16 protein-coding genes are annotated in these 20,809 nt (G+C 71.9%); 12 read left to right on the plus strand and 4 right to left on the minus strand.

From position 1 onward, the window contains the following. Nucleotides 1–7: 7 nt before the first annotated feature. The gene (locus tag QMF80_RS06670; protein WP_283450446.1) at nucleotides 8–1,579 is read right to left on the minus strand and encodes a glycoside hydrolase family 26 protein; all 1,572 of its coding nucleotides are present in this window, start codon (nucleotides 1,577–1,579) and stop codon (nucleotides 8–10) included. A gap of 294 nt (nucleotides 1,580–1,873) precedes the next feature. Here QMF80_RS06670 and QMF80_RS06675 point away from each other — a divergent pair, with 294 nt between their 5' ends. The 5 genes from QMF80_RS06675 (at nucleotide 1,874) to QMF80_RS06695 (ending at nucleotide 7,418) form a co-directional block, all read left to right on the plus strand. Beyond that, nucleotides 1,874–3,202 carry a carboxylate--amine ligase gene (locus tag QMF80_RS06675; RefSeq protein ID WP_349372187.1) on the plus strand — a complete coding sequence of 443 codons (1,329 nt, stop codon included), beginning with the start codon at nucleotides 1,874–1,876 and terminating at the stop codon, nucleotides 3,200–3,202. A 347-nt stretch (nucleotides 3,203–3,549) separates the two neighbouring features. Further along, the gene (locus QMF80_RS06680) at nucleotides 3,550–4,842 is read left to right on the plus strand and encodes an NAD(P)-binding domain-containing protein (RefSeq protein WP_283450449.1); all 1,293 of its coding nucleotides are present in this window, start codon (nucleotides 3,550–3,552) and stop codon (nucleotides 4,840–4,842) included. Nucleotides 4,843–4,866: 24 nt separating this feature from the next. Beyond that, the gene (locus QMF80_RS06685) at nucleotides 4,867–5,106 is read left to right on the plus strand and encodes a hypothetical protein (protein WP_283450450.1); all 240 of its coding nucleotides are present in this window, start codon (nucleotides 4,867–4,869) and stop codon (nucleotides 5,104–5,106) included. A gap of 12 nt (nucleotides 5,107–5,118) precedes the next feature. Further along, nucleotides 5,119–7,191 (plus strand): SpoIIE family protein phosphatase, encoded by a 2,073-nt coding sequence (locus tag QMF80_RS06690; RefSeq protein WP_283450452.1) that lies wholly within the window; start codon nucleotides 5,119–5,121, stop codon nucleotides 7,189–7,191. Between the two features lie 53 nt (nucleotides 7,192–7,244). Then, complete coding sequence (locus QMF80_RS06695) at nucleotides 7,245–7,418, plus strand: hypothetical protein (protein WP_283450454.1); 174 nt, start codon at nucleotides 7,245–7,247, stop codon at nucleotides 7,416–7,418. Between the two features lie 66 nt (nucleotides 7,419–7,484). On the opposite strand, the gene QMF80_RS06700 is transcribed toward QMF80_RS06695, so the two are convergent. Further along, nucleotides 7,485–7,937, minus strand: a complete 453-nt coding sequence (locus QMF80_RS06700) for a DUF6299 family protein (protein ID WP_283450456.1) — start codon at nucleotides 7,935–7,937, stop codon at nucleotides 7,485–7,487. A 153-nt stretch (nucleotides 7,938–8,090) separates the two neighbouring features. Here QMF80_RS06700 and QMF80_RS06705 point away from each other — a divergent pair, with 153 nt between their 5' ends. Next, nucleotides 8,091–8,702 carry a DUF4352 domain-containing protein gene (locus tag QMF80_RS06705; RefSeq protein ID WP_283450458.1) on the plus strand — a complete coding sequence of 204 codons (612 nt, stop codon included), beginning with the start codon at nucleotides 8,091–8,093 and terminating at the stop codon, nucleotides 8,700–8,702. A gap of 58 nt (nucleotides 8,703–8,760) precedes the next feature. Then, the gene (locus tag QMF80_RS06710) at nucleotides 8,761–9,267 is read left to right on the plus strand and encodes a DUF5949 family protein (RefSeq protein WP_283450459.1); all 507 of its coding nucleotides are present in this window, start codon (nucleotides 8,761–8,763) and stop codon (nucleotides 9,265–9,267) included. 103 nt (nucleotides 9,268–9,370) lie between these two features. Here the strand turns inward: QMF80_RS06710 and QMF80_RS06715 are convergent, their stop codons facing one another. Continuing rightward, nucleotides 9,371–10,633, minus strand: coding sequence for a cytochrome P450 (locus QMF80_RS06715; protein ID WP_283450461.1), 1,263 nt, complete (start codon nucleotides 10,631–10,633; stop codon nucleotides 9,371–9,373). 85 nt (nucleotides 10,634–10,718) lie between these two features. Then, on the minus strand, nucleotides 10,719–11,873 hold the full coding sequence (locus QMF80_RS06720) for a low temperature requirement protein A (RefSeq protein ID WP_283450463.1): 1,155 nt from the start codon (nucleotides 11,871–11,873) through the stop codon (nucleotides 10,719–10,721). Nucleotides 11,874–12,248: 375 nt separating this feature from the next. Between QMF80_RS06720 and QMF80_RS06725 the strand changes: the two genes are divergently transcribed. From QMF80_RS06725 to QMF80_RS06745, 5 genes are all read left to right on the plus strand, one after another. Next, entirely contained in the window at nucleotides 12,249–13,670 is a 1,422-nt protein-coding gene (locus QMF80_RS06725; protein ID WP_283450465.1) for a NarK family nitrate/nitrite MFS transporter, read from the plus strand. 289 nt (nucleotides 13,671–13,959) lie between these two features. Then, nucleotides 13,960–16,230, plus strand: a complete 2,271-nt coding sequence (pflB, locus tag QMF80_RS06730; protein ID WP_283450467.1) for a formate C-acetyltransferase — start codon at nucleotides 13,960–13,962, stop codon at nucleotides 16,228–16,230. Nucleotides 16,231–16,405: 175 nt separating this feature from the next. Continuing rightward, complete coding sequence (gene pflA / locus QMF80_RS06735) at nucleotides 16,406–17,242, plus strand: pyruvate formate-lyase-activating protein (RefSeq protein ID WP_283450469.1); 837 nt, start codon at nucleotides 16,406–16,408, stop codon at nucleotides 17,240–17,242. 150 nt (nucleotides 17,243–17,392) lie between these two features. Then, entirely contained in the window at nucleotides 17,393–18,508 is a 1,116-nt protein-coding gene (locus QMF80_RS06740) for an MFS transporter (protein ID WP_283450471.1), read from the plus strand. Then, nucleotides 18,505–20,805 carry a molybdopterin oxidoreductase family protein gene (locus QMF80_RS06745; protein WP_283450473.1) on the plus strand — a complete coding sequence of 767 codons (2,301 nt, stop codon included), beginning with the start codon at nucleotides 18,505–18,507 and terminating at the stop codon, nucleotides 20,803–20,805. Before QMF80_RS06740 ends, QMF80_RS06745 begins: the two co-directional genes overlap by 4 nt. Nucleotides 20,806–20,809 lie beyond the last annotated feature (4 nt).

Below are 20,809 nucleotides of genomic sequence, written 5' to 3' on the forward strand. Positions count from 1 at the left end.
GCTCCGGCTAGAACGGCCACCACGTGCTGTCCTCACCCAGGTCGATCTTGAAGCAGATCGCCTGCTTTCCGACGATCTTGGACAGCCACTCGCCGAAGTTGAGCGGGACGCACCACTGGGACGGGACGGACGGCGGCTTCGGAGCCACCACCGGCGGCTTCAGGGGTGTGGGCACGGGCGCGGGCACCGGAGCGGGCGAGGGCGACCCGGGGACGGGGACCTCGACGGGACTGGGCACGACGGGACTGGGAGCGACGGGGCTGGGGACGGCCGGCGACGGCTGCGGCGCCGAGGGGACGACGGGGCTCGGTACGACGGGGCTGGGCGCGACGGGCGTGGGCACGGTTTCCGGGGCAGGGATCTCGGGGGAGGGCACGACCGGGGTCGGGACGACGGGACTCGGGAGGACGGGACTCGGGAGGACGGGCGTCGGGAGGACGGGCGTCGGCACAGCCGGGCTCGGCACCTGCGGGGTCGGGACCTGGGGCGTGGGGACCTGGGGCGTGGGGACGACCGGCGTCGGCACCACGGGCGTCGGGATGACCGGCGTCGGGACCACCGGGGTCGGGATGACCGGCGTCGGGACCACGGGCGTCGGCAGCGGGTCCGGCTTGGCGCTCAGCGCGTCCCGGAAGGCCTTGGAGGAGCGCGGGTTCTGCTTGCACTGCCACACGCCGTGCGGGCAGTAGTCCGTGATGGTGTGGTAGGCGGGCTTGTGCTCCTCGATCCACTGGATCATGCGTCGCACGTACTCCGGGTTGTCCCCGTGCCGGAACAGTCCCCACTCCGGGTACGAGATCTCCTTGCCGTGTGCTTTCGCGAAGTCCACGTGCTTCTGGAGACCGTACGGCTGGCTCACCTGGTCGTCGAAGGTGCTGCCCGGACCCTGGTCGTACGAGTCCATCCCGACGATGTCGACGACGTCGTCGCCGGGGTAGCACCGGGTCCAGCCGATGGCGTCCGTACCCCGGTTCGGCGCGTAGTCGAACTTGAACCGCTGCCCCGGCACCGAGCGCATCGCGGTCACGACGCGCTTCCAGTACACCTTCCAGCGCTCCGGGTCCGGGCCGCAGCGGTGGGTGTAGGTGGTGCCGTTCATCTCCCAGCCCAGCACGATCACCGTGTCCGGCACGCCCAGCGAGACCAGCCGCTCGGCCAGCTTCTTGAAGTGGGCGTCGTTCTGGCCGTCCGCGCCCGCGCGGATCAGCCGGGCCACCTGGTGGTCCGGGATCCGGCTCTCGTTGCGCTCCTGCATCGGGACGTTCAGGACGAACATCCGGTTGGAGCGGGCCTGGCGCCACTCGGCCCAGTCCGCGAGGAAGTCGGTGCCCTCGATGTTCGACCAGCGGTCGCCGGGCAGGTAGGTGTGGCCGACCCGGATCTCCCTGCCGCCCAGCCAGCGCGACAGCAACGGGATCCGTGCCACGCCGGACGGGCCGTAGTCGAGGTAGGCGCCCATCGCGATGCCGGACCCGGCCGGCTCCTCCCCGGGGGCAGCGAGCGCGGCGCCGGTGGCGAGCAGTCCGGCCGTGACCGTACCGACGCAGGTGCTCACCAATCTGCGGTGTGGTCTGGACATGGCGTCTCCCGAGCTTCCCCGAATCGGTGTGCTTACCAGAGACGTTAGGCATCACATCTGACGAATGGCCTGTCCGGTGGCCGCAGCGTAGGCCATTCGCAGCTGCGCACCCTCTCCGTTTGGTCCGACTAGGTGAAAGACACCGCTTCCATGCACGCGTTCGCCAACCATGTGCCCGCTGTTCTGCTCAGACTCGATCGGAATCCGTTCCACCACGGAACCCTCGGCGCCGTCAGATCCCTTGGGCGCAAGGGCGTGGAGGTCCATGCCGTCGTCGAGACCGGGGGAGGTCCCATGGGTCGGTCGCGCTATCTGCGCGCGGTGCACCCCGGGCCGTCCGACGGGGTCGACCCCGAACGCCCCGAGGGGCTGCTGGAGTGTCTGACCGGGGTCTCGGAGCGGATCGGCCGTCCCGCGGTGCTCGTCGCCATGGACGATCTCAGCGCCATCGCGGTGTCGCGGATCGCGCCGATGCTCCAGGACCGGTTCCGGATCCCCCATCAGCCGGACGGCCTGCCCGCCCGGGTGGCCGACAAGGCGGAGCTGTCACGGCTCTGCGAGCGCTGGGACATCCCGCACCCGGAGACGGTGATCCCGCAGAGCGCCGCCGAGGCCGTCGAGGCCGCCTGGCGGCTGGGGCTGCCGGTGGTCGCCAAGTGGAGCCGCCCCTGGCTGCTGCCCGCGGGCGTCGGCCTGCGCAGCACCACGCTGGTGCACACCACCGCCGAGGCGCGGCGGCTGTACGAGCGTTCCGCCGAGGCCGGGAGCCCGCTGCTGCTCCAGCGGTTCCTGCCCGCCGGGACCGACACGGACTGGTTCTTCCACGGCTGCTTCACCCGGGGCGGGCACCCGCTGCTCACCGGCTCGGGGCGCAAGGAGCTGTCCTGGCCGGTGCGTACGGGGCTGACGGCGATGGGGCGTTGGCTGCCGGACCCGGCGGTGGAGGAGGCGGGGCTGCGGATCGCGGAGCGGCTCGGCTACCAGGGGATCCTCGACCTGGACTTCCGCCGGGACGAGCGGGGGTGCTTCCGGCTGGTGGACTTCAACCCGCGGCCCGGGGCGCAGTTCCGGCTGTTCACCGACGCGGGCGGGCTGGACGTCGTACAGGCGCTGTACCGGGACCTGACGGGGCAACGGGTGCCGGAACCGGTGGGCGGCCCGGGGCGGGTGTTCGTGGCGGAGAACTACGCGCTGCTGGCGGCCGTACGGGGGCCGCTGCCGAGGCGGGCCGCGCCGGTCGTGGTGGCGACGCCCGCGAAGCCGGTGGCGGGGGAGAGCGCCGCGCGGCCGGTGCGGGTCGTTCCGGCGGCGGAGCGGGGGCGGGTGGAACTGGCCTGGTTCGCGGCGGACGACGTCCTGCCGTTCCTGGCGATGGTCGCGGCGTTCCTGGGGCGCGGGGCGGACAAGGGGGCGCGGGGTGCGTGGAACGCGCTGAGCGAGGTGCCGGCGAGGGGGTGGCGGACGGCGCGGGCCGTGGCGCGGGCGCCTCGGCAGCGGGTCGCGCCGGGGGCGCGGGTGGTGGGTGGGGTGGGTGAGGCGGCCGAGTCGCTCGCGTCCGCCGCGTCCGTCGAGTGCGTCGAGTCGGCCGAATCCGCCGAGCCGGAGGGGCTGGTGACCCGGTGACGGGGTGACGGGGTGACGCCGGGGGTGCGCGTGGGGTGTGCGGTGTGCGGGTCGCGTGGTCCGCGCGGTGCCTCCGGCGGGCCCTCAAACGCCGGGCGGGCTGGTTGTGGCCGGGCTGGAGGTGGGTGGGCGGGACGGTTGTGGGCGGGACGGTTGTGGCCGGGCCGGAGGTGGCGGGGCGGGCTGGTTGTGGGTGGGCTGGCTGGTTTCGGCCGGGCCGGTTGTGGCTGCTCCGGTTCGGAGTCGGGGGCGGTGCGTGGAAGGGATCCGGGCCCGGGATGCGGGAGCGGACGGGTAGCTAGGGCCGGTGTGAGACCGGCAGGAGACTGGAGACTGCCGTGGCGCGCATGGACGATCTCGTGGTGGTCGGCGCGGGACCGTACGGGCTGTCCGTCGCCGCCCACGCGGCGGCGGCCGGGCTCGGCGTACGGGTGCTCGGCCGCCCGATGGCCTCCTGGCGGGACCACATGCCCGAGGGCATGTACCTCAAGTCCGAGCCGTGGTCCTCGAACCTGTCCGCGCCGGGCGGGCGCTACACCCTGGCCGACTTCTGCGCCACTCGCGGCACGGTCGCGGAGCACGGCACTCCGCTGCCGATCGGGACCTTCAGCGCGTACGGGCTCTGGTTCGCCCGGCACGCCGCGCCCCCGGTCGAGGAGGTGACGGTCACCGAGGTCACCCCGCAGGGCGCCGGGTTCCGGATCAGCACCGACGGGGGCGAACCCCTGCTGGCCCGTACGGTCGCCCTCGCGGTCGGGGTGATGCCCTTCGTGAACCACCCGTCCGCGCTGCGCGCGCTGCCCCCGGCCCACTATTCGCACAGCAGCGACCACCGGGACCTGACCCGCTTCGCCGGTCAGGAGGTAGCGGTGCTCGGCGCGGGTCAGGCCGCGCTGGAGACCGCCGCGCTGCTGGCCGAGGCCGGGGCCCGGCCCGTACTGGTGGCCCGCCGGTCCCGGCTGAACTGGAACACCCTCCCGCAGCCCCTGGAGCGCCCCCTGACCCGGGCCCTGCGCGATCCGCACAGCGGGCTCGGCACGGGCTGGCGCGGCTGGGCCTGGTCGGAGCTGCCCTGGGCGGTGCGCAGGCTGCCCGCCGCGACCCGGGAGCGGATCGCGGCCACCGAGCTGGGCCCGGCCGGGGCCTGGTGGCTGCGGGACCGGTTCGAGAGCCGGGTGCCCGTGCTGCTGGGCCACGCCCTGCACCGGGCGGTGCCGGTGGGCGCCCGGACCCGGCTGGGGCTGACCACCGCCTCCGGTGAGTCGGTGGTCCTGGACGTCGCGCACGTGATCGCGGCGACCGGCTTCCGCCCGGGGCTGGGGCGCCTCGGACTGCTGGACGCGGGACTGCGTACGGCGGTGCGGACGGCCGCGAGCGCGGATCCTGCCGGGGGCCCGGACGTCCCCGAGCTGAGCGCGCACTTCGAGTCCTCGTGGCCGGGGCTGTTCTTCGCGGGACTGCTCACGGCTCCCTCATTCGGCCCTTCCATGCGATTCGTACACGGCGCGGGCTTCACGGCGGGGAGACTGGTGAGAGGAGTCCGCAAGCGCCTGGGCGCCCAGGGCCCGCTGCCGGGCTCCACCGGCGCCGCCGCCCCCCGGGGCCTCGGTGCCGGGCATCAGAAGACCTATCCGGTGTGAGAGCCGGTGCGAAAGGGGTCCGCGATGAGCCCGGAGAGAGCACAGGGGCGGGGCTGGGTCCACATTCCGGCCAGCCGCGCGGAGCAGCCCGCCGGGCCGGGCCGCGGGAGCGCGGCCCGGCCGCCGCAGCCACCGCAGGGGGACCAGCCCGCCATCTACCTCTCCCTGGTCACGCGCTGGCGGGAGGCCGGACGCACCCTTCCAGGGCATCCTGACGAGGAGTGGGAGCGGTTGATCTCCCAGCCGTGCTGGCCCGGCCGATAGGTGGTGTGACGCGTGGCAGCGGCGGAGCACGACGGGCCCGGACCGCCCCCGGCGATCACCGCCGAGGAGCGGCTCGCACTGAACGGCATGGGCAGCTTCGAGTGGGACCTGGGCTCGGGGACCATGGAACTGGACCCGGCCGGGATGGTGGTCTTCGACCTGGAGCCGGCGGAGTTCGACGGCACCCCGGAGGGTTTGGGGCTGCGGATCCCGGCCGATGACAGCGCCCGGCTGGCGGACTCGGTCCTGGCGACCCTGGACGGCGGCGGGGACACGTACGGCTCGTACTTCACGGTCCGGCGGCGCGACGGCCGCGACCAGTGGACCCACACCCAGGGCCGGGTGCTGCGCGACGAGGACGGGCGGCCCCGGCGGATCGTGGGGATCGTCCGCGACGCGACCGCCGAACTGGCCCACGCCACGCTGCTGCGGAAGCTGGAGGCGGCGCGCGCCAAGCAGAGCACGATCGTCCAGCGGACCACGGAGGCCCTGTCCCGGGCGGTGACGGTGGACGACGTCACGGCCACGCTGACCGGCGCGGGCGCGCTGGAGCGGCTCGGCGCGGAGGGGCTGGCGCTGGGGCTGGTCGAGAACGGCGCGATGAAGATCATCGCGCTGAGCGGGGAGACGCTGGAGATCCTGAGCGAGCGACAGTTCACCCGGTTGGACGGATCGCTGCCGCTGTCCCAGACGGTCCTCACGCGCAAGGCGCGTTTCGTCAACGACCTGGGCGAGCTGGCGGCCGAGTTCCCGCTGTTCGCGCCCTACCTGAGCCGGATCCGGTTCAACGCGGCCGCCTATCTGCCGCTGATCGCCCAGGCCAAGGCGATCGGCGGGCTGGTGCTCTTCTACGAGCGGCGCAGCGAGTTCAGCCCCGAGGAGCGGAACCTGTGCCTGGGGCTGGCGGGCATCGTCGCCCAGTCGCTCCAGCGCGCGCTGCTCTTCGACCAGGAGCGGGAGTTCGCCACCGGCCTGCAGGCGGCCATGCTGCCCCGGCGGATCCCGGAGATCACCGGCGGCGAGATCGCGGTGCGCTACCACTCGGCGTGGAGCGGGCGCGAGGTCGGCGGCGACTGGTACGACGTGATCGCGCTGCCCCGGGACCGGGTCGGGATCGTGGTCGGCGACGTCCAGGGCCACGACACGCACGCGGCGGCGATCATGGGGCAACTGCGGATCGCGCTGCGGGCGTACGCGGGCGAGGGCCATCCGCCCGCCACGGTCCTCGCCCGCGCCTCGCGCTTCCTCGCCGAACTGGACACCGAACGCTTCGCGACCTGCACCTACGCCCAGGTGGACCTGGAGACGGGCGGGGTACGGGCGGTGCGCGCCGGACACCTGGGCCCGCTGATCCGGCACACCGACGGGCGCACCGGCTGGCCGAACCTGCGCGGCGGCCTCCCGCTGGGCCTGGCCTCGGTCTTCGAGCAGGAGGACTTCCCCGAGACCCGGCTCGACCTGGTGCCCGGCGAGACCCTGGTGCTGTGCACGGACGGGCTGGTGGAGGAGCCCGGTACGACGATCACCACCGGGATGGACGCGCTGGCGCACGCGGTGCGCTCGGGCCCCCAGGAGGCCGGGGCGCTGGCGGATCACCTGCTGGACCGGCTGTGGGAGCGCTGGGGCTCGGGCGACGACGTGGCCCTGCTGGTGCTGCGCCGGGCCCCGGACCCGGGCACGCACCGGGCGCCCCGGATCCACCAGTACGTCCACCAGGCCGACCCCGAGGGCCTCTCGGAGGCCCGTTACGCGCTGCGCCAGGCGCTGCGCGACTGGGGGGTGCCGGGGCTGGCCGACGATGTGGAGCTGGCGGCGGGGGAGTTGCTGGTCAATGCGCTGCTGCACACCGAGGGCGGCGCGGTGCTGACCATGGAGGTGCTGCCGGAACCGGTGCGCCGGATCCGGCTGTGGGTCAAGGACCGTTCCAGCGTGTGGCCGCGCAGGCGGACCCCGGGGGAGGCGGCGACGACCGGGCGCGGGCTGCTGCTGGTGGACGCGCTGGCCACGCACTGGGGCGTGGAGTCCCGGGGCGACGGCAAGGCGGTGTGGTGCGAGTTCGACGCGCCTCCCGATGACTCCGGGTGACTTTTCCCTCACGTCGAGTCGCGGGTTCGGCCGGGGCGGGTGATGATCCGGTCATGGAGAGGATTCGGCCGTGGGGGCTCGTACTGCTGGCGGCGCTGGTGATCGCGGTGATCGCGGGCGCCGCCCCGAGGATCGCGGACTGGACGGCGGGCCGCGCGCACGCGGCGCCCGGGTGCCGGTCGGTGGCCTTCATGTCGATGACCGGCGCGGCGCCGGAATGCCGGTAGCGGCGGCTACCGGTCGGAGCGGGCCGCGGGGCGGGGCCGCGGGCCCGGGTCGTACGGCGGCGCCCGTCAGTGGCCGTCGATCGTGAGGCCGTGACCGTCCTGCGCGAGGACGTCCTGGGAGAACGAGGTCGGCACCAAGGAGTGGCCGTGCGCCCGGGTGGCGGTCAGCCGGGCCTCGGTCTCGGCGGCGCCGGGGTGCAGACCGGGGGCGACCCCGACGGTGCCGGTGACGGACCACTCGTGGACGGCGCCGTCGCACGCGGCGCTGCCCGCGCCCATGCCGAGGCGCTTGTCGCCGTCCTGGCGCACCAGGGTCTGGATCTGCACCCCCTCGGGTGATCCGGGCGCGCAGCGGTAGACCCCGGAAAGGGTGACGCGGCCGTCCCGGGTGATGGTCGCGTGGTCCCGTACGGAAATCGTATTCAGGCCGGAATCGGCGGTCGCCGGTACGGCGCAAACGGCGCCGGCGGCCAGTGCGGCCAGCGCGGACAAGGTGATGCGGGAGACGGGCGTGCCCATCGTTCCTCCAGGTGGGTGCGGGCGGTGAATTCCGCCGGAACGAATTGTGCAGGTCGCTCGGCGGTATCCCGCTCCGGTCACTCGTGTCGGTGAGTGCAATTTCCCGTCCGGGCGCGTGAGACTGGCCGCAATACATCCCCGAAGGGATCCCGCATGCGCCAGCCCGCCTCCGTTCTCGCCCTCGCCCTCCTGCCCCTCCTGCTGTTCGGGTCCACCGCCTGCCAGAGCGCCCCCGAGGGGGCCGCGCTCGCGCCCGCCGCCGCCCCGGCCGTCCCCGTCGACGACGGCGTGCCCGGCGGCGCCGACGAGGAGGCCGCGGCGGCCCCGGGCGCGCTCGCGGGCCCGGCCGTCAAGGAAGCCCATGTGGGTGACCCCGTACGAGTGCGCGGTCAGCAGGTGGGCAGGCACCTCCAGGCGGTGCTCACCGCGTACGTCGACCCGGCGGTCAGTGTCGACCAGACCTTCGCCCCGGCCGCGGGCAAGCGCTGGGTGGGGGCCGGGATGTCCTTCGTCAACGTGGGCGGGTCGACGTACGGGGCGCTCGGGAGCATGTGGGCGTACGACAGCGCGGGACAGCGCTATCCGGCGGTGAAGACGGGCGGGCTGACCACCGGCAAGCCCCTCGTCTTCGATTCGCTTTCGGTCGGTGACCGGGCCGAGGGATGGGTCGCGTTCGAAATCCCGGAAAACGTGCGGATCGTACGCCTCCAGTACCAGGACGCGAACACGCAGGCGAATTCCGGAGAGGGATTCTGGGCGGTCTGAACCCACCCGGGTGAAGCGCCGGGAAATAGCGGGGGGAAAGGCCACTAAGGTGCGGGCCATGACTTCGACTCACACCGAACTCGACCGGTCCCACCTTGGCACCCTTTCGGTGCTCGCGTGGATCGGCGACCCCGAGGACGGGCACAACATTCCGTACCTCATCGCCTACACCCTGGGCGACTGCCCGCACGGTCACGAGGCCGCGGAATCGTCCGCGCGCGGGCTGCTGGAGCACCTGGGGCTGCGGATCGGCGACGAGGTGCTGGACGGCACCACCCACCCCCACAAGTTCCCGGTGAAGATCCTCGTCGAGGGCGACCAGGTCGCGCTCACCGTCGTGGGCGAGGACATCGGCCTCAACGCCCGGTGCACCGCGCCGCCGGAGTGGGTGGCCGCGGCCGCCGACAGCGACGAGGTCTACTTCCTCTTCGCCACCCGCCCCTGGCCCCAGGCCAAGCCCGGCGAGCCCCTCGACGCCGAGGCGCTGCAGCAGTTCGTCGGCGACGAAGAGGTCCTGACCAGCAGCGTGCACGCGGTGCTGCGGGTGCAGCGGCTCAAGAAGTAGCCACCGGGCGCGGGGCGCCGACCGCCGGCCGCCGGGCCCCCAGCCTGCCCGGTGGCCGGCCCGCGCGGGCGGTCGTACGCCCTCCGCGTGCGGGTGTGGCGGCTCAGGTGTCGAACGCGAACCGCAGCGACCGGACCCGGTTGTCGAAGTTCGACCCGGCCAGCTCGGGCAGTCCCACCGCGCGCAGCCCCACCGGGCGGCTCAACAGCTCGCGGAACAGCGCCTTCATCTCCACCCGGGCCAGGTGGGCGCCCAGGCAGAAGTGCGGACCGCCGCCCCCGAAGCCCAGGTGCGGGTTGGGCGAGCGGGTGATGTCGAAGGCGTCCGGATCCGGGAAGACCGCCTCGTCGCGATTGGCGGACGCGTAGTACAGCACCACCTTGTCGCCCGGCGTGAACAGGTGCCCGCCCAGGGTGTGTTCGGCCACCACCGTGCGGCGGAACTGGATGATCGGCGTCGAGTGCCGGACCATCTCGTCCACCGCGCCATCGGCGTACTTCTCGAAGTCCCCCAGCAACAGCGCGCGCTGGTCCGGGTGATCGGTCAGCAGGGCCAGCCCGTGGGTGATCGCGTTCCGGGTGGTCTCCACTCCCGCCACCATCAACAGCGAGAAGAACGCGCCCAGTTGACGCACGCCCAAGGCCTGGCCGTCCACGTTCGCGGTCACCAGCGCCGAGATCAGGTCGTCGCCGGGGGCCCGCCGCCGCTCCTCGGCGATCCCCGCGACCATCCGCTGCATCCGGGCCAGCGCCCGCAGCCCGCGGCCCGGCATCCGCAGCCGCGCGGTCAGGCCGCGCTCCACACCGATGTTCTCCGAGGCGTGGTTGACCCGGTCGGCGATCTCCGACCGGTACTCCTCGGGAATCCCCATCATGTTGCAGATGACGTCCAAGGGCAGCCGCGAGGAGACCGCCGAGACGAACTCCGCGGGCCGCTCGGCCAGTACGTCGTCCACGATCCGCGCGGCCACCGCGTGGACGTCCGCCTCGGCCGCGGCCAGCAGCCGCGGGGTGAAGGCCCGTTGCACGATCTTGCGCAGCTGCGCGTGGTCCGGACCGTCCAGGTTGACCATCGAGTCCCCGAACAGCGCCCGCACCCAGCGGGCCGGCTCCGGCGTGGTCACCCCCGGCGCGCTCGCGAACACCTTGGGCAGCCTGCTCGCCTCCTGCACGTCCGCGTGCCGTACGAGCGCCCAGTGCGCGCGCTCGGGACGGCGCCAGGACGCCGGGCGCTCGACGAACCGGCGCGGGCCGTCCAGGGCCCGCAGCCGCGCGAAGGCCGCGATCCGGGCCTCCGGGGGGAGCTGCCAGAACGCCGGGTCGGCGAGATCGGTGTCGGACGGATGCCGCTGTGCCGGGACCGTCATGGCCCGCACCTTCTTCCAGATGGTCAGGGTGTCCAGGGCGCCCTGGAGCCTCGTGCGCCCCCGCCGTCCCCCGCGGCCCCCGCACTCACGCTTCTGAACGCGCCCGGTGCCGCAAGGTCACGCCCAGCGCCACAGTGGCCGCCGCCACCAGCCCCGCCCACAGCACCGCCTGCTGGCCCGTCCAGGCGCAGCCCAGCACCGCCAGCGCCGCCACCGGCAGCAGCAGCTGCTGGGCCGCGCCCTGCTTGAAGTGCCTCGCGTGCAGCAGCCACACCACGGCCAGGAACAGCGCGGCGGGCACGGTGACCCCCAGGTTCGCGGCCAGCAGCGAGACGTGGGCCTTGCCGACCGCCTGCTCCACCGACACCTCGACGCCCGCGCCGATCGCCGCGGCCGACCCGAGGATCGCGAAGTGCCCGTAACCCCACGGGATCGCCGCCCGGTTGTCCGTCACCCGCTCGTGCGCGGGCACCGCGAAATAGATCCACCAGGCGGCGAACACCAGCAGTAGCGCGCCCGCCGCGATCGGCAGCAGCTCGCCCAGCACCTCCTCCTCGTCCAGGGCCGACTGCACGGCGACCGTGCTCGCGGACACGGTCTCGCCGAGCACGATCAAGGTGAACAGCCCGTACCGCTCCACGATGTGATGGGCGTGCCACGGCGTCTGGTGGTAGCGCTCGGCGATCATCGGAACCGACAGCTCCGCCACCACCATCACCAGGAACAGCCAGTGCCGGGCCGGCGCGGGCGCCACCAGCAGCGCCACCCAGCCGCACTGGCACACCAGCAGCCCCACCGCGTAGAAGAGCGCGGCGCGCCGCGCCCGGCCGCTCTCCCCGACGGCGGCCCGCAGCCACTGCGCGGTCAGCGCCGCCCGCATCACCAGGTAGCCGATGACCGCGATGGTCCAGTCGTTGGAGTCGAAGGCACGGGGCACGCCCGCCGCGTAGACCAGCACGCCGGCGATCTGGACCAGGACCGCGATCCGGTACGGGACGTCATCGGTGTCGTAGGCGGACGAGAACCAGGAGAAGTTGACCCAGGCCCAGAACACGCCGAAGAAGACGAACAGGTAACCGCTGATCCCCGCGCCCACGTGCCCCTCGGCCAGCGCGTGCACCAGCCGGGCGCCCGCCTGCGCCACGGCGACGACGAAACACAGGTCGAAGAACAGTTCCAGCGGGGTCGCCGCCCGGTGGCCCTCGTCGGGACTCCGGGCGGTCATGGGTACGTATGCCATACCGGCAATCACAGCAGTGCCGGGCCGCCTGGCAGGCCAGGCGCGCGGCCCGCCGCATCCTGGTACCCCGCGCGGACTCGTAGCGGTCCACCACCAGCCCCTCCAGTAGCGCGGGGAGGTCGATCCGGCGGTGGAAGCCGTCGCCGGGCAGCAGCGGGACCACCACCGAGCCCGGGTGCGGAGCCGTAGCCGTAGCCGTAGTGGGAGCCTCAGCGGCAGCCTTACGGCAGCGCGGGCGCGCGACCAACGCACTGTGGGCGACAGGACCTTGTCCTGTCGCCCACACGACGTTGTCCCCTGACGCGGGACACGGCCCGGGGCGGACTCTGGATACGTCAGGACTCCCAGCACGATTCCCAACGTTCAGGACACGCCATGAGTTCCGCCACCCAGGACGTGCGCCCGGCGACCGGCCGCGCGCAGGCGCCCGACCCGGCGCAGTACCGGCCCGGCCGCACCATCACCGAATGGACTCCGGAGGATCCGTCCTTCTGGCGGTCCACCGGCAAGAAGGTCGCCACCCGCAACCTGTGGATCGCGGTGCCCGCGCTGCTGGTGGCCTTCGTGGTGTGGCAGGTCTGGAGCATCACGGCCACCAACCTCAAGGACGTCGGCTTCGGCTTCAGCCAGTCGCAGCTGTTCTGGCTGACGGCCGTCCCGGGCATCACGGGCGGTACCGCCCGCGTCTTCTACACCTTCCTCGGTCCGATGATCGGCCAGCGCCGTTTCACCGCGCTCTCCACGGTCGTCCTGATCGTTCCGCTGCTGTGGCTGGGCTTCGCGGTCCAGGACCCGCAGACCTCGTACACCACGATGGTCGCGATCGCCGCGCTCTGCGGCATCGGCGGCGCCAACTTCTCGTCCTCGCTCGCCAACATCGGCTTCTTCTACCCGAAGCAGGAGAAGGGCAACGCGACCGGCATCAACGGCGGCCTGGGCAACCTGGGCGTCTCGGTGGTGCAGCTGCTGACCCCGATCCTGATCACCTCCTCGGTGCTGGCGATCGGCGCGGGCCAGAAGAAGGCGAACGGCTCGGAGATCTACCTCCAGAACGCCGCCTTCGTGTGGGTGCCGGTGCTGGTGGTCCTCGCGGTGGTGGCCTGGTTCGGGCAGAACGACCTCAAGGTCGCCGCCACCCCCTTCGGCCAGCAGAAGGTCATCTTCAAGCGCAAGCACAACTGGGTGATGACCTGGCTCTACGTCGGCACCTTCGGCTCCTTCATCGGCTTCGCGGCGGCCCTGCCGCTGCTGATCAAGACCACCTTCCCGGCGTACTCGGTGGCCACCTACGCCTGGATGGGCCCGGCCCTGGGCGCCCTGGCCCGGTGGGCGGGCGGCTGGATCGCGGACAAGCTGGGCGGGGCGCGGGTCACGATCCTGTCGTTCGTGGGCATGGCCGCGTCGATCATCGGCGTGATCACCTTCCTGCCCGCGGGCTCCGATCCCGGCTCCTTCCACGGCTTCTTCCTCTGCTTCCTGTCGGCGTTCTTCTTCTCCGGCATCGGCAACGGCTCGACCTTCCGGCAGATCCCGGTCATCTTCCGAGGCCAGCACCTGAAGGGCCTGGCGGAGGGCACCCCGCGGTACGCGGCCGCGCTGAAGCAGGCGGAGATCGAGTCGGGCGCGGTCACCGGTTTCACCGCCGCGATCGCCGCGTACGGGTTCTTCTTCATTCCGGCGATGTTCGCGAACTTCGCCGTGACGAGCGCGATGTGGGGCTTCGTGGCCTTCTATGCCAGCTGTGTGGTCGTGGCCTGGTACTTCTACGCCCGCAAGGGCGCGGAGGCGCCCAGCTGAGGGCTGCGCGTGCCCGTGCCGCAGGTGCCCCCGACGGGGCCGGAGTCCTGGTGACTCCGGCCCCGTCGGTGCGTACGGACACACACGCCGACATCTTTGTGAATGTATTCACAAGCGAACCAAGGACTTTGGTCCGGCTCGAAATGCCAGGTCAGGGGCGGGGTAGGGGGCTGGAAGGCGGATTGCGCGGGACCTTCGGGCGTCAGGTGGGGACCAACGCGGCCGTAAATGATCGATCAAAAGGCGTCCAATGGAGGCAAGCAATGAGGCGACTCGGAAGGTGCGGGCGATGACTGCCACCCCTGCGGAAACCACGAAGAACGGCGGAGCCTGGAACGGCTTCAAGGGCGGACTGTGGCGCGACGCCATCGACGTCCGCGACTTCATCCAGCAGAACTACACGCCGTACGAGGGTGACGACTCCTTCCTCGCGGGCCCGACCGAGCGCACCACCGCCGTGTGGAAGGCGATCACGGACAAGTTCCCGGAGGAGCGCGAGAAGGGCGTCTACGACGTCGCGCACGACATCCCCTCCACGATCACCGCGCACGCTCCCGGCTACATCGACCGCGACAAGGACCTGATCGTCGGCCTCCAGACGGACGCCCCGCTCAAGCGCGCGATCATGCCGTACGGGGGCTGGCGCCTGGTCGCCGGCGCCCTGGAGACCTACGGCTACCCGGTCTCCGAGGACCTGGAGAAGGTCTTCACGGAGTACCGCAAGACCCACAACGCCGGTGTCTTCGACGCCTACACCCCCGAGATCCGCGCCGCCCGCAAGGCGGGCATCGTCACCGGGCTGCCCGACGCCTACGGCCGCGGCCGCATCATCGGCGACTACCGCCGCGTGGCCCTCTACGGCGTCGACCGCCTCATCGCCGTGAAGAAGGAGGAGAAGGAGGAGCTGAACGCCCTCCCCGCGGGCGACCGCTCGCTGGAAGAGACGATCCGCCTGCGCGAAGAACTCGCCGAGCAGATCCGCGCGCTCGCCGAGCTGAAGGCCATGGCGGCCTCCTACGGCCGCGACATCTCCGGCCCGGCGGGCAGCGGCCACGAGGCCGTCCAGTGGCTGTACTTCGGCTACCTCGCCGCCGTGAAGGAGCAGAACGGCGCGGCCATGTCGCTGGGCCGCACCTCCACCTTCATCGACGTCTACCTCCAGCGCGACATCGAAGCCGGTCTCCTGACGGAGGAAGCGGCCCAGGAGCTGGTGGACGACTTCATCATCAAGCTCCGCATCGTGCGCTTCCTGCGCACCCCGGACTACGACGAGCTGTTCTCCGGCGACCCCACCTGGGTCACCGAGTCGATCGCGGGCATGGGCGAGGACGGCCGCCCGCTGGTCACCAAGTCCTCCTTCCGCTACCTCCAGACCCTCTACAACCTCGGCCCGGCCCCCGAGCCGAACATGACGGTCTTCTGGTCGCCGCGGCTGCCGCAGGGCTTCAAGGAGTTCTGCGCCCGGGTCTCCATCGACACCTCGTCGGTCCAGTACGAATCGGACGAGCTGATGCGTCCGCGCTTCGGCGACGACACCGCCATCGCGTGCTGCGTCTCGGCGATGCCCGTCGGCAAGCAGATGCAGTACTTCGGCGCCCGCGTGAACGTCGCCAAGACCCTGCTCTACGCGATCAACGGCGGCCGGGACGAGAAGTCCGGCGCCCAGGTCGGCCCCTCGACCGGCGCGCTGACCTCGGAGGTGCTCGACTACGACGAGGTCATGGCCAAGTTCGACGAGCAGATGGAATGGCTCGCGGGCACCTACGTGCACGCGCTCAACGTCATCCACTACATGCACGACAAGTACGCCTACGAGCGCATCGAGATGGCGCTCCACGACCGCGACGTGCGCCGCACGATGGCCTGCGGCATCGCCGGTCTCTCGGTCGCGGCGGATTCGCTGGCCGCCATCAAGTACGCCGGGGTCACCCCGGTCCGCGACGAGACCGGCCTGGTCACCGACTACGTGACCGAGGGCGAGTACCCGGCGTACGGCAACAACGACGACCGGGTCGACGACATCGCGGTCTGGCTGGTCGAGGAGTTCATGAAGAAGGTGCGGGGGCACGCGACCTACCGCGGCGCCGAGCACACCCAGTCGGTGCTGACCATCACCTCGAACGTCGTCTACGGCAAGAAGACCGGCAACACGCCGGACGGCCGCCGCGCGGGCGAGCCGTTCTCCCCGGGCGCCAACCCGATGAACGGCCGCGACACCCACGGCTACGTCACCTCGGCCCTGTCGGTCGCCAAGCTGCCGTACGAGGACGCCGAGGACGGCATCTCGCTGACCAACACGGTCACCCCCGACGGCCTGGGCCGCACCCCCGAGGAGCGGATCAAGAACCTGGCGGGTGTCCTCGACGGCTACATGGCCAGCGACGGCTTCCACATGAACGTCAACGTGCTCAACCGCGACACGCTCATGGACGCCATGGAGCACCCGGAGGACTACCCGCAGCTGACCATCCGCGTGAGCGGGTACGCGGTGAACTTCGTCCGGCTGACCCGCGCGCAGCAACTGGACGTGCTGAACCGCACGTTCCACGGCTCGCTGTAGGACGCCGACGGGCCGCGCGAGCCTCGCGGGGCCTCGCGGGGCTCACGGGGCGCCATGACCCGTGCGGCCCGGGGCGGGGCCTCCCGCCCCGGCCCCGGGACCGCGCGACTCCCACCGCCCCACCCGATCACCCGGCCCCACACCAGATCAGCCTCTCGCATCTGGAGCACCTGCCATGACCGTCCTGTTCGGTACGAACATCCCCGTCGGCGCCGCCAACGCCGTCCCCGTGAGCCCGGGCCGAAGCCCCCGGACCCCCGCCGCCGCGGCGACCCAGCGGCCGAGCGAGGGCTCCGTGCACTCCTGGGACCTGTCGACCGGTGTGGACGGCCCCGGGACCCGGTTCGTGACGTTCCTGGCGGGCTGCCCGCTGGCCTGCCTGTACTGCCACAACCCCGACACCCTGCGGATGCGCAACGGCAGGCGGACCTCCGCCGACGACGTGATCGCCGAGGCGGGCAAGTACACCCGGTTCATCACCGCCTCCGGCGGCGGCGCCACCATCTCCGGCGGCGAGCCGCTGCTCCAGCCGGTCTTCGCGGGCGAGCTGCTGCACCGGATGAAGCACGACCTCGGGCTGCACACCGCCCTGGACACCTCCGGCTTCCTCGGGGCCCGCGCCGCCGACGCGCTGCTGCGCGATGTGGACCTGGTGCTCCTGGACATCAAGTCCTGGGACCGGGAGACCTACCAGCGCGTCACCGGCCGCCCCTTGGAACCCACCCTCGACTTCGCCCGCCGCCTCGCCGGCCTCGGCAAGGAGGTGCACCTGCGCTTCGTCCTGGTGCCGGGGCTGACCGACGCCCGGGAGAACGTCGAGGGTGTCGCCGCCTTCGCCGGGGGACTCGGCAACGTCTCGCGGGTCGACGTACTGCCCTTCCACAAGCTCGGCGAGAGCAAGTGGGACGCGCTCGGCATGGAGTTCTCGCTGCGCGACACGCCGTCGCCGACCGGCGAGCAGATCGCCGAGGCCAAGGCGGTCTTCGCGGCCCGCGGCCTGACTGCGGTCTGATCCGCCGCCCCGGGCGGTCCGCACGACCGCCCGTACGACCGCCCGTGTGGGCGGTCCGCACCGGCCCCGCTGAATGGCCTTCGCTCGAATGGCTCAGCAATAAGGGCTTAATAACGGGCTGAACCAGGACATACGCCCTAGCGTGGTTCTGTGCCCGAGCCCTCAGAAGTACTCGCCGCAGCGCCACCCCCCGACGAGGCGCCCGTTCCGCAGCCCCCGCCGCGGCCGGAGCCGGGCGCGGGACGGTCCGTCACCGCGCGGGCCACCCTGGCGGGCGCCGTGGTCTCGCTGCTCCTGATCGCCGCGATCGTCCTGGGCAGCAGGCTGCTGCGCGACTTCGACTCGGCGCTGCTCCCGTACGCGGTCGCCACCGTCTTCCTCGCCTTCGGCGTCGCCTACCGCTACACGGTCTGGGTCTCCGCGCCCGGCGCGCGCCGTCTCTTCAAGAAGGGGTTCGGCAGCCTCTTCTCGGCGGCCAACTTCCGCAAGGCACCCACCGCGCTGCCGAAGATGATCGCCACCTACCTCGGCTTCCAGAAGTTCCTCGGCGCCCGCTCGCACGCCCGCTGGGCCGCCCACCAGCTGATCTTCTGGGGCTGCGTCCTGGCCGCGATGATCACCTTCCCGCTGACCTGGGGCTGGTTCACCTTCACCTCGAACAGCGCCTCGGGACCCGGCTACGAGATGCGCATCTGGGGCTTCAAGGTGCTCGGCTTCGACTCGCTGAACATCCTGGGCTGGCTGATGTTCCACGGCCTCGACATCGCCGCCGCCCTGGTCATCCCCGGGGCCTCGTACTTCCTGTGGCGGCGGATGAAGGACCGCGGGGCCATCACCGGGCAGCGCTTCGCCTACGACCTGCTCCCGCTCATCATGCTGATCGTCATCTCGGTGACCGGGCTGCTGCTCACCTTCTCGTCGATCTTCCTGCACGGCGGGGGGTACGAGTTCCTGGCGATCCTGCACATGGTCTCGGTGGTCTTCACCCTCATCTACATCCCCTTCGGGAAGTTCTTCCACATCGTGCAGCGGCCCGCGGCCGTCGGGATGCAGCTCTTCAAGTACACCGGCCGCCAGGACGACCAGGTCTTCGCCTGCAAGCGGTGCGGGGAGCCCGTGGACACGGCCCCGTACGTCGAGAACCTGCGCGGCACCATGCGGGACCTGAAGCTCGACTTCGACGCCTGGGCGGAGTACTGCCCGCGCTGCAAGCGGGTGCTGCGCGGCGGCGCGTACCTCGACCACGTGAAGAAGGGCTTCAAGTGAGCAAGCAGCGCATCCCGCTCGACCCTTCGATCTCCCCGCCCGGAACCCGCAACTTCCGCGACGCGGGCGGCATCCCGGCCGATCAGTGGCACGCCGACCAGAACGGCGAGACCCTCGTCCCCACCCACTGCTGCTTCTGCGGGGTGCAGTGCGGGATGTACCTGCGCGTCGACAAGGGCGGCAAGGTCTTCGGCGTCGAACCGCGCAACCACGACATCAACCGGATGCGCCTGTGCCCCAAGGGCATCAACGCCTACCAGCAGGTCAACCACCCCGACCGGCTGACCGCCCCGCTGATGCGCCGCTCCCGCGAGGAACCCTTCAAGGAGGTCTCCTGGGACGAGGCGCTGGACCACACCGTCGCCGAGGTCCGGCGCATCCAGGCCGCGCACGGCAACGACGCCTTCGGCCTGCTCGGCGGCGCCAGCCTGTACTCGGAGAAGACCTACCTGGTCGGCAAGTTCGGCCGGGTCGCCCTCAAGACCCGGCACGTGGACTACAACGGCCGGCTGTGCATGGTCAGCGCCGCCGGGGCCAACAAACTGGCCTTCGGCATCGACCGGGCGGGCAACCCCTTCTCCGACATCCTCCTCACCGACTGCCTGCTGATCGCCGGGTCGAACGTGGGGGAGTGCTTCCCCGTGATGACCCAGTACGTGTGGGGCGCCCGGGACCGGGGAGCCCTCCTCATCGTGATCGACCCGCGTGAGACGGCGGTCGCGCGGACCGCCGACATCCACGTCGCCCTCAAGCCCGGCACCGACTCGGCCTTCTTCAACGCCGTCCTCAACGTCGTCGTCGAAGAGGGACTGACCGACGAGGCCTTCCTCGCCGAGCACACCACGGGCTGGGACGAGGTCAAGAAGACCGTCGCGCAGTACCCGCCCTCCCGCTCCGCCGAGATCTGCGGGATCCCGGCCTCCCAGATCGTCCAGGTCGCCCGCGCCTTCGCGGGCGCCGGGAACGCCATGGCCATGCACGCGCGCGGCGTGGAGCACCACTCCCAGGGCGTCGAGAACTGCCTGTCGATCATCAACCTCTGCACGGCCACCGGGAACCTCGGCAAGCCGGGCGCCGGATACGGCACCATCACCGGCCAGGGCAACGGTCAGGGCGGCCGCGAACACGGCCAGAAGTCCGACCTCCTGCCCGGCGGCCGCTCCATCATGAACGAGGAGCACCGCCGCCAGATCTGCGCGATCTGGGGCATCGAGGAATCCGAACTCCCGCTCGCCGGCACCTCCATGATGGAGATGGTCTGGCAGATGCAGCGGCGCGAGATCCGCGGTCTGATCGGCATCTGCAACAACCCTTTCGTCTCGCTCCCCAACTACGCGACGGTCAAGGAGGGGTACGACGCCCTCGAATTCCACGCCCAGTTCGACTTCTTCCTCTCCGAGACCGCCGCCAACGCGCACGTGGTCTTCCCGGTCACCGTGTGGGCCGAGGACGAGGGCGTCATGGCCAACACCGAGGCCCGCGTCGTCAAGCACAACAAGGCGCAGGAGCCCCCGGCCGGGGTACGCACCGACACCTGGGTGATGTGCGAACTGGCCCGCCGCCTCGGCGTCGGCGAAAAATTCGACTTCCCCGGCTCCCGCGAGGTCTTCGAGGAGCTGCGAGTCGCCTCCGCGGGCACGGTCAACGACTACTACGGGATCACCTACGAGCGCCTGGAGGAGACCGGCGGCATCGTCTGGCCGTGCCCTTCCACCGACCACCCGGGCACCCCCCGGCTGTTCGAGGGCGGCAAGACCTTCCACCCCGACGAGAAGGTCCACCTGCAGGTCGTCGAGTGGCATCCGCCCATGGACGCCTACACCGAGGAGTACCCCCTCTCCCTCACCACGGGCCGCACCGTCGCGCACTTCCTCTCCGGCAACCAGACCCGCCGTCTGGGTGCCCTGGTCGAGCAGACCCCGCGCCCCTGGGTGGAGGTCCACCCCTCGCACGGGTTCCGCAACGGCGATCCGGTCCGGGTGGTCACGCGCCGGGGCAGCGAGGTCTTCCCGGCCCTGGTCACCGAGGCCATCCGCCCGGACACCGTCTTCATCCCCTACCACTGGCCCGTCCCGACGGCCGCGAACGCCCTGACCATCGACGCCCTCGACCCCCGGTCCAAGATCCCCGAGTACAAGGTCTGCGCCGCCCGGATCGAGGCCGCCGAGCGGGTCGACGAGGTGCCCGCCCCGCCGACCGCCCCCGGGCACGTGGCCTACCCGGAAACCCAGGTCTCCCGCACCGACCCCCTGCCACCCTCGTCCCCGCAGGGGCGCGGCACGGCGGACAGGAGCTGACCCG

It is taken from the genome of Streptomyces sp. G-G2 (assembly GCF_030063135.1).
In the GTDB taxonomy this organism is placed as follows: domain Bacteria; phylum Actinomycetota; class Actinomycetes; order Streptomycetales; family Streptomycetaceae; genus Streptomyces.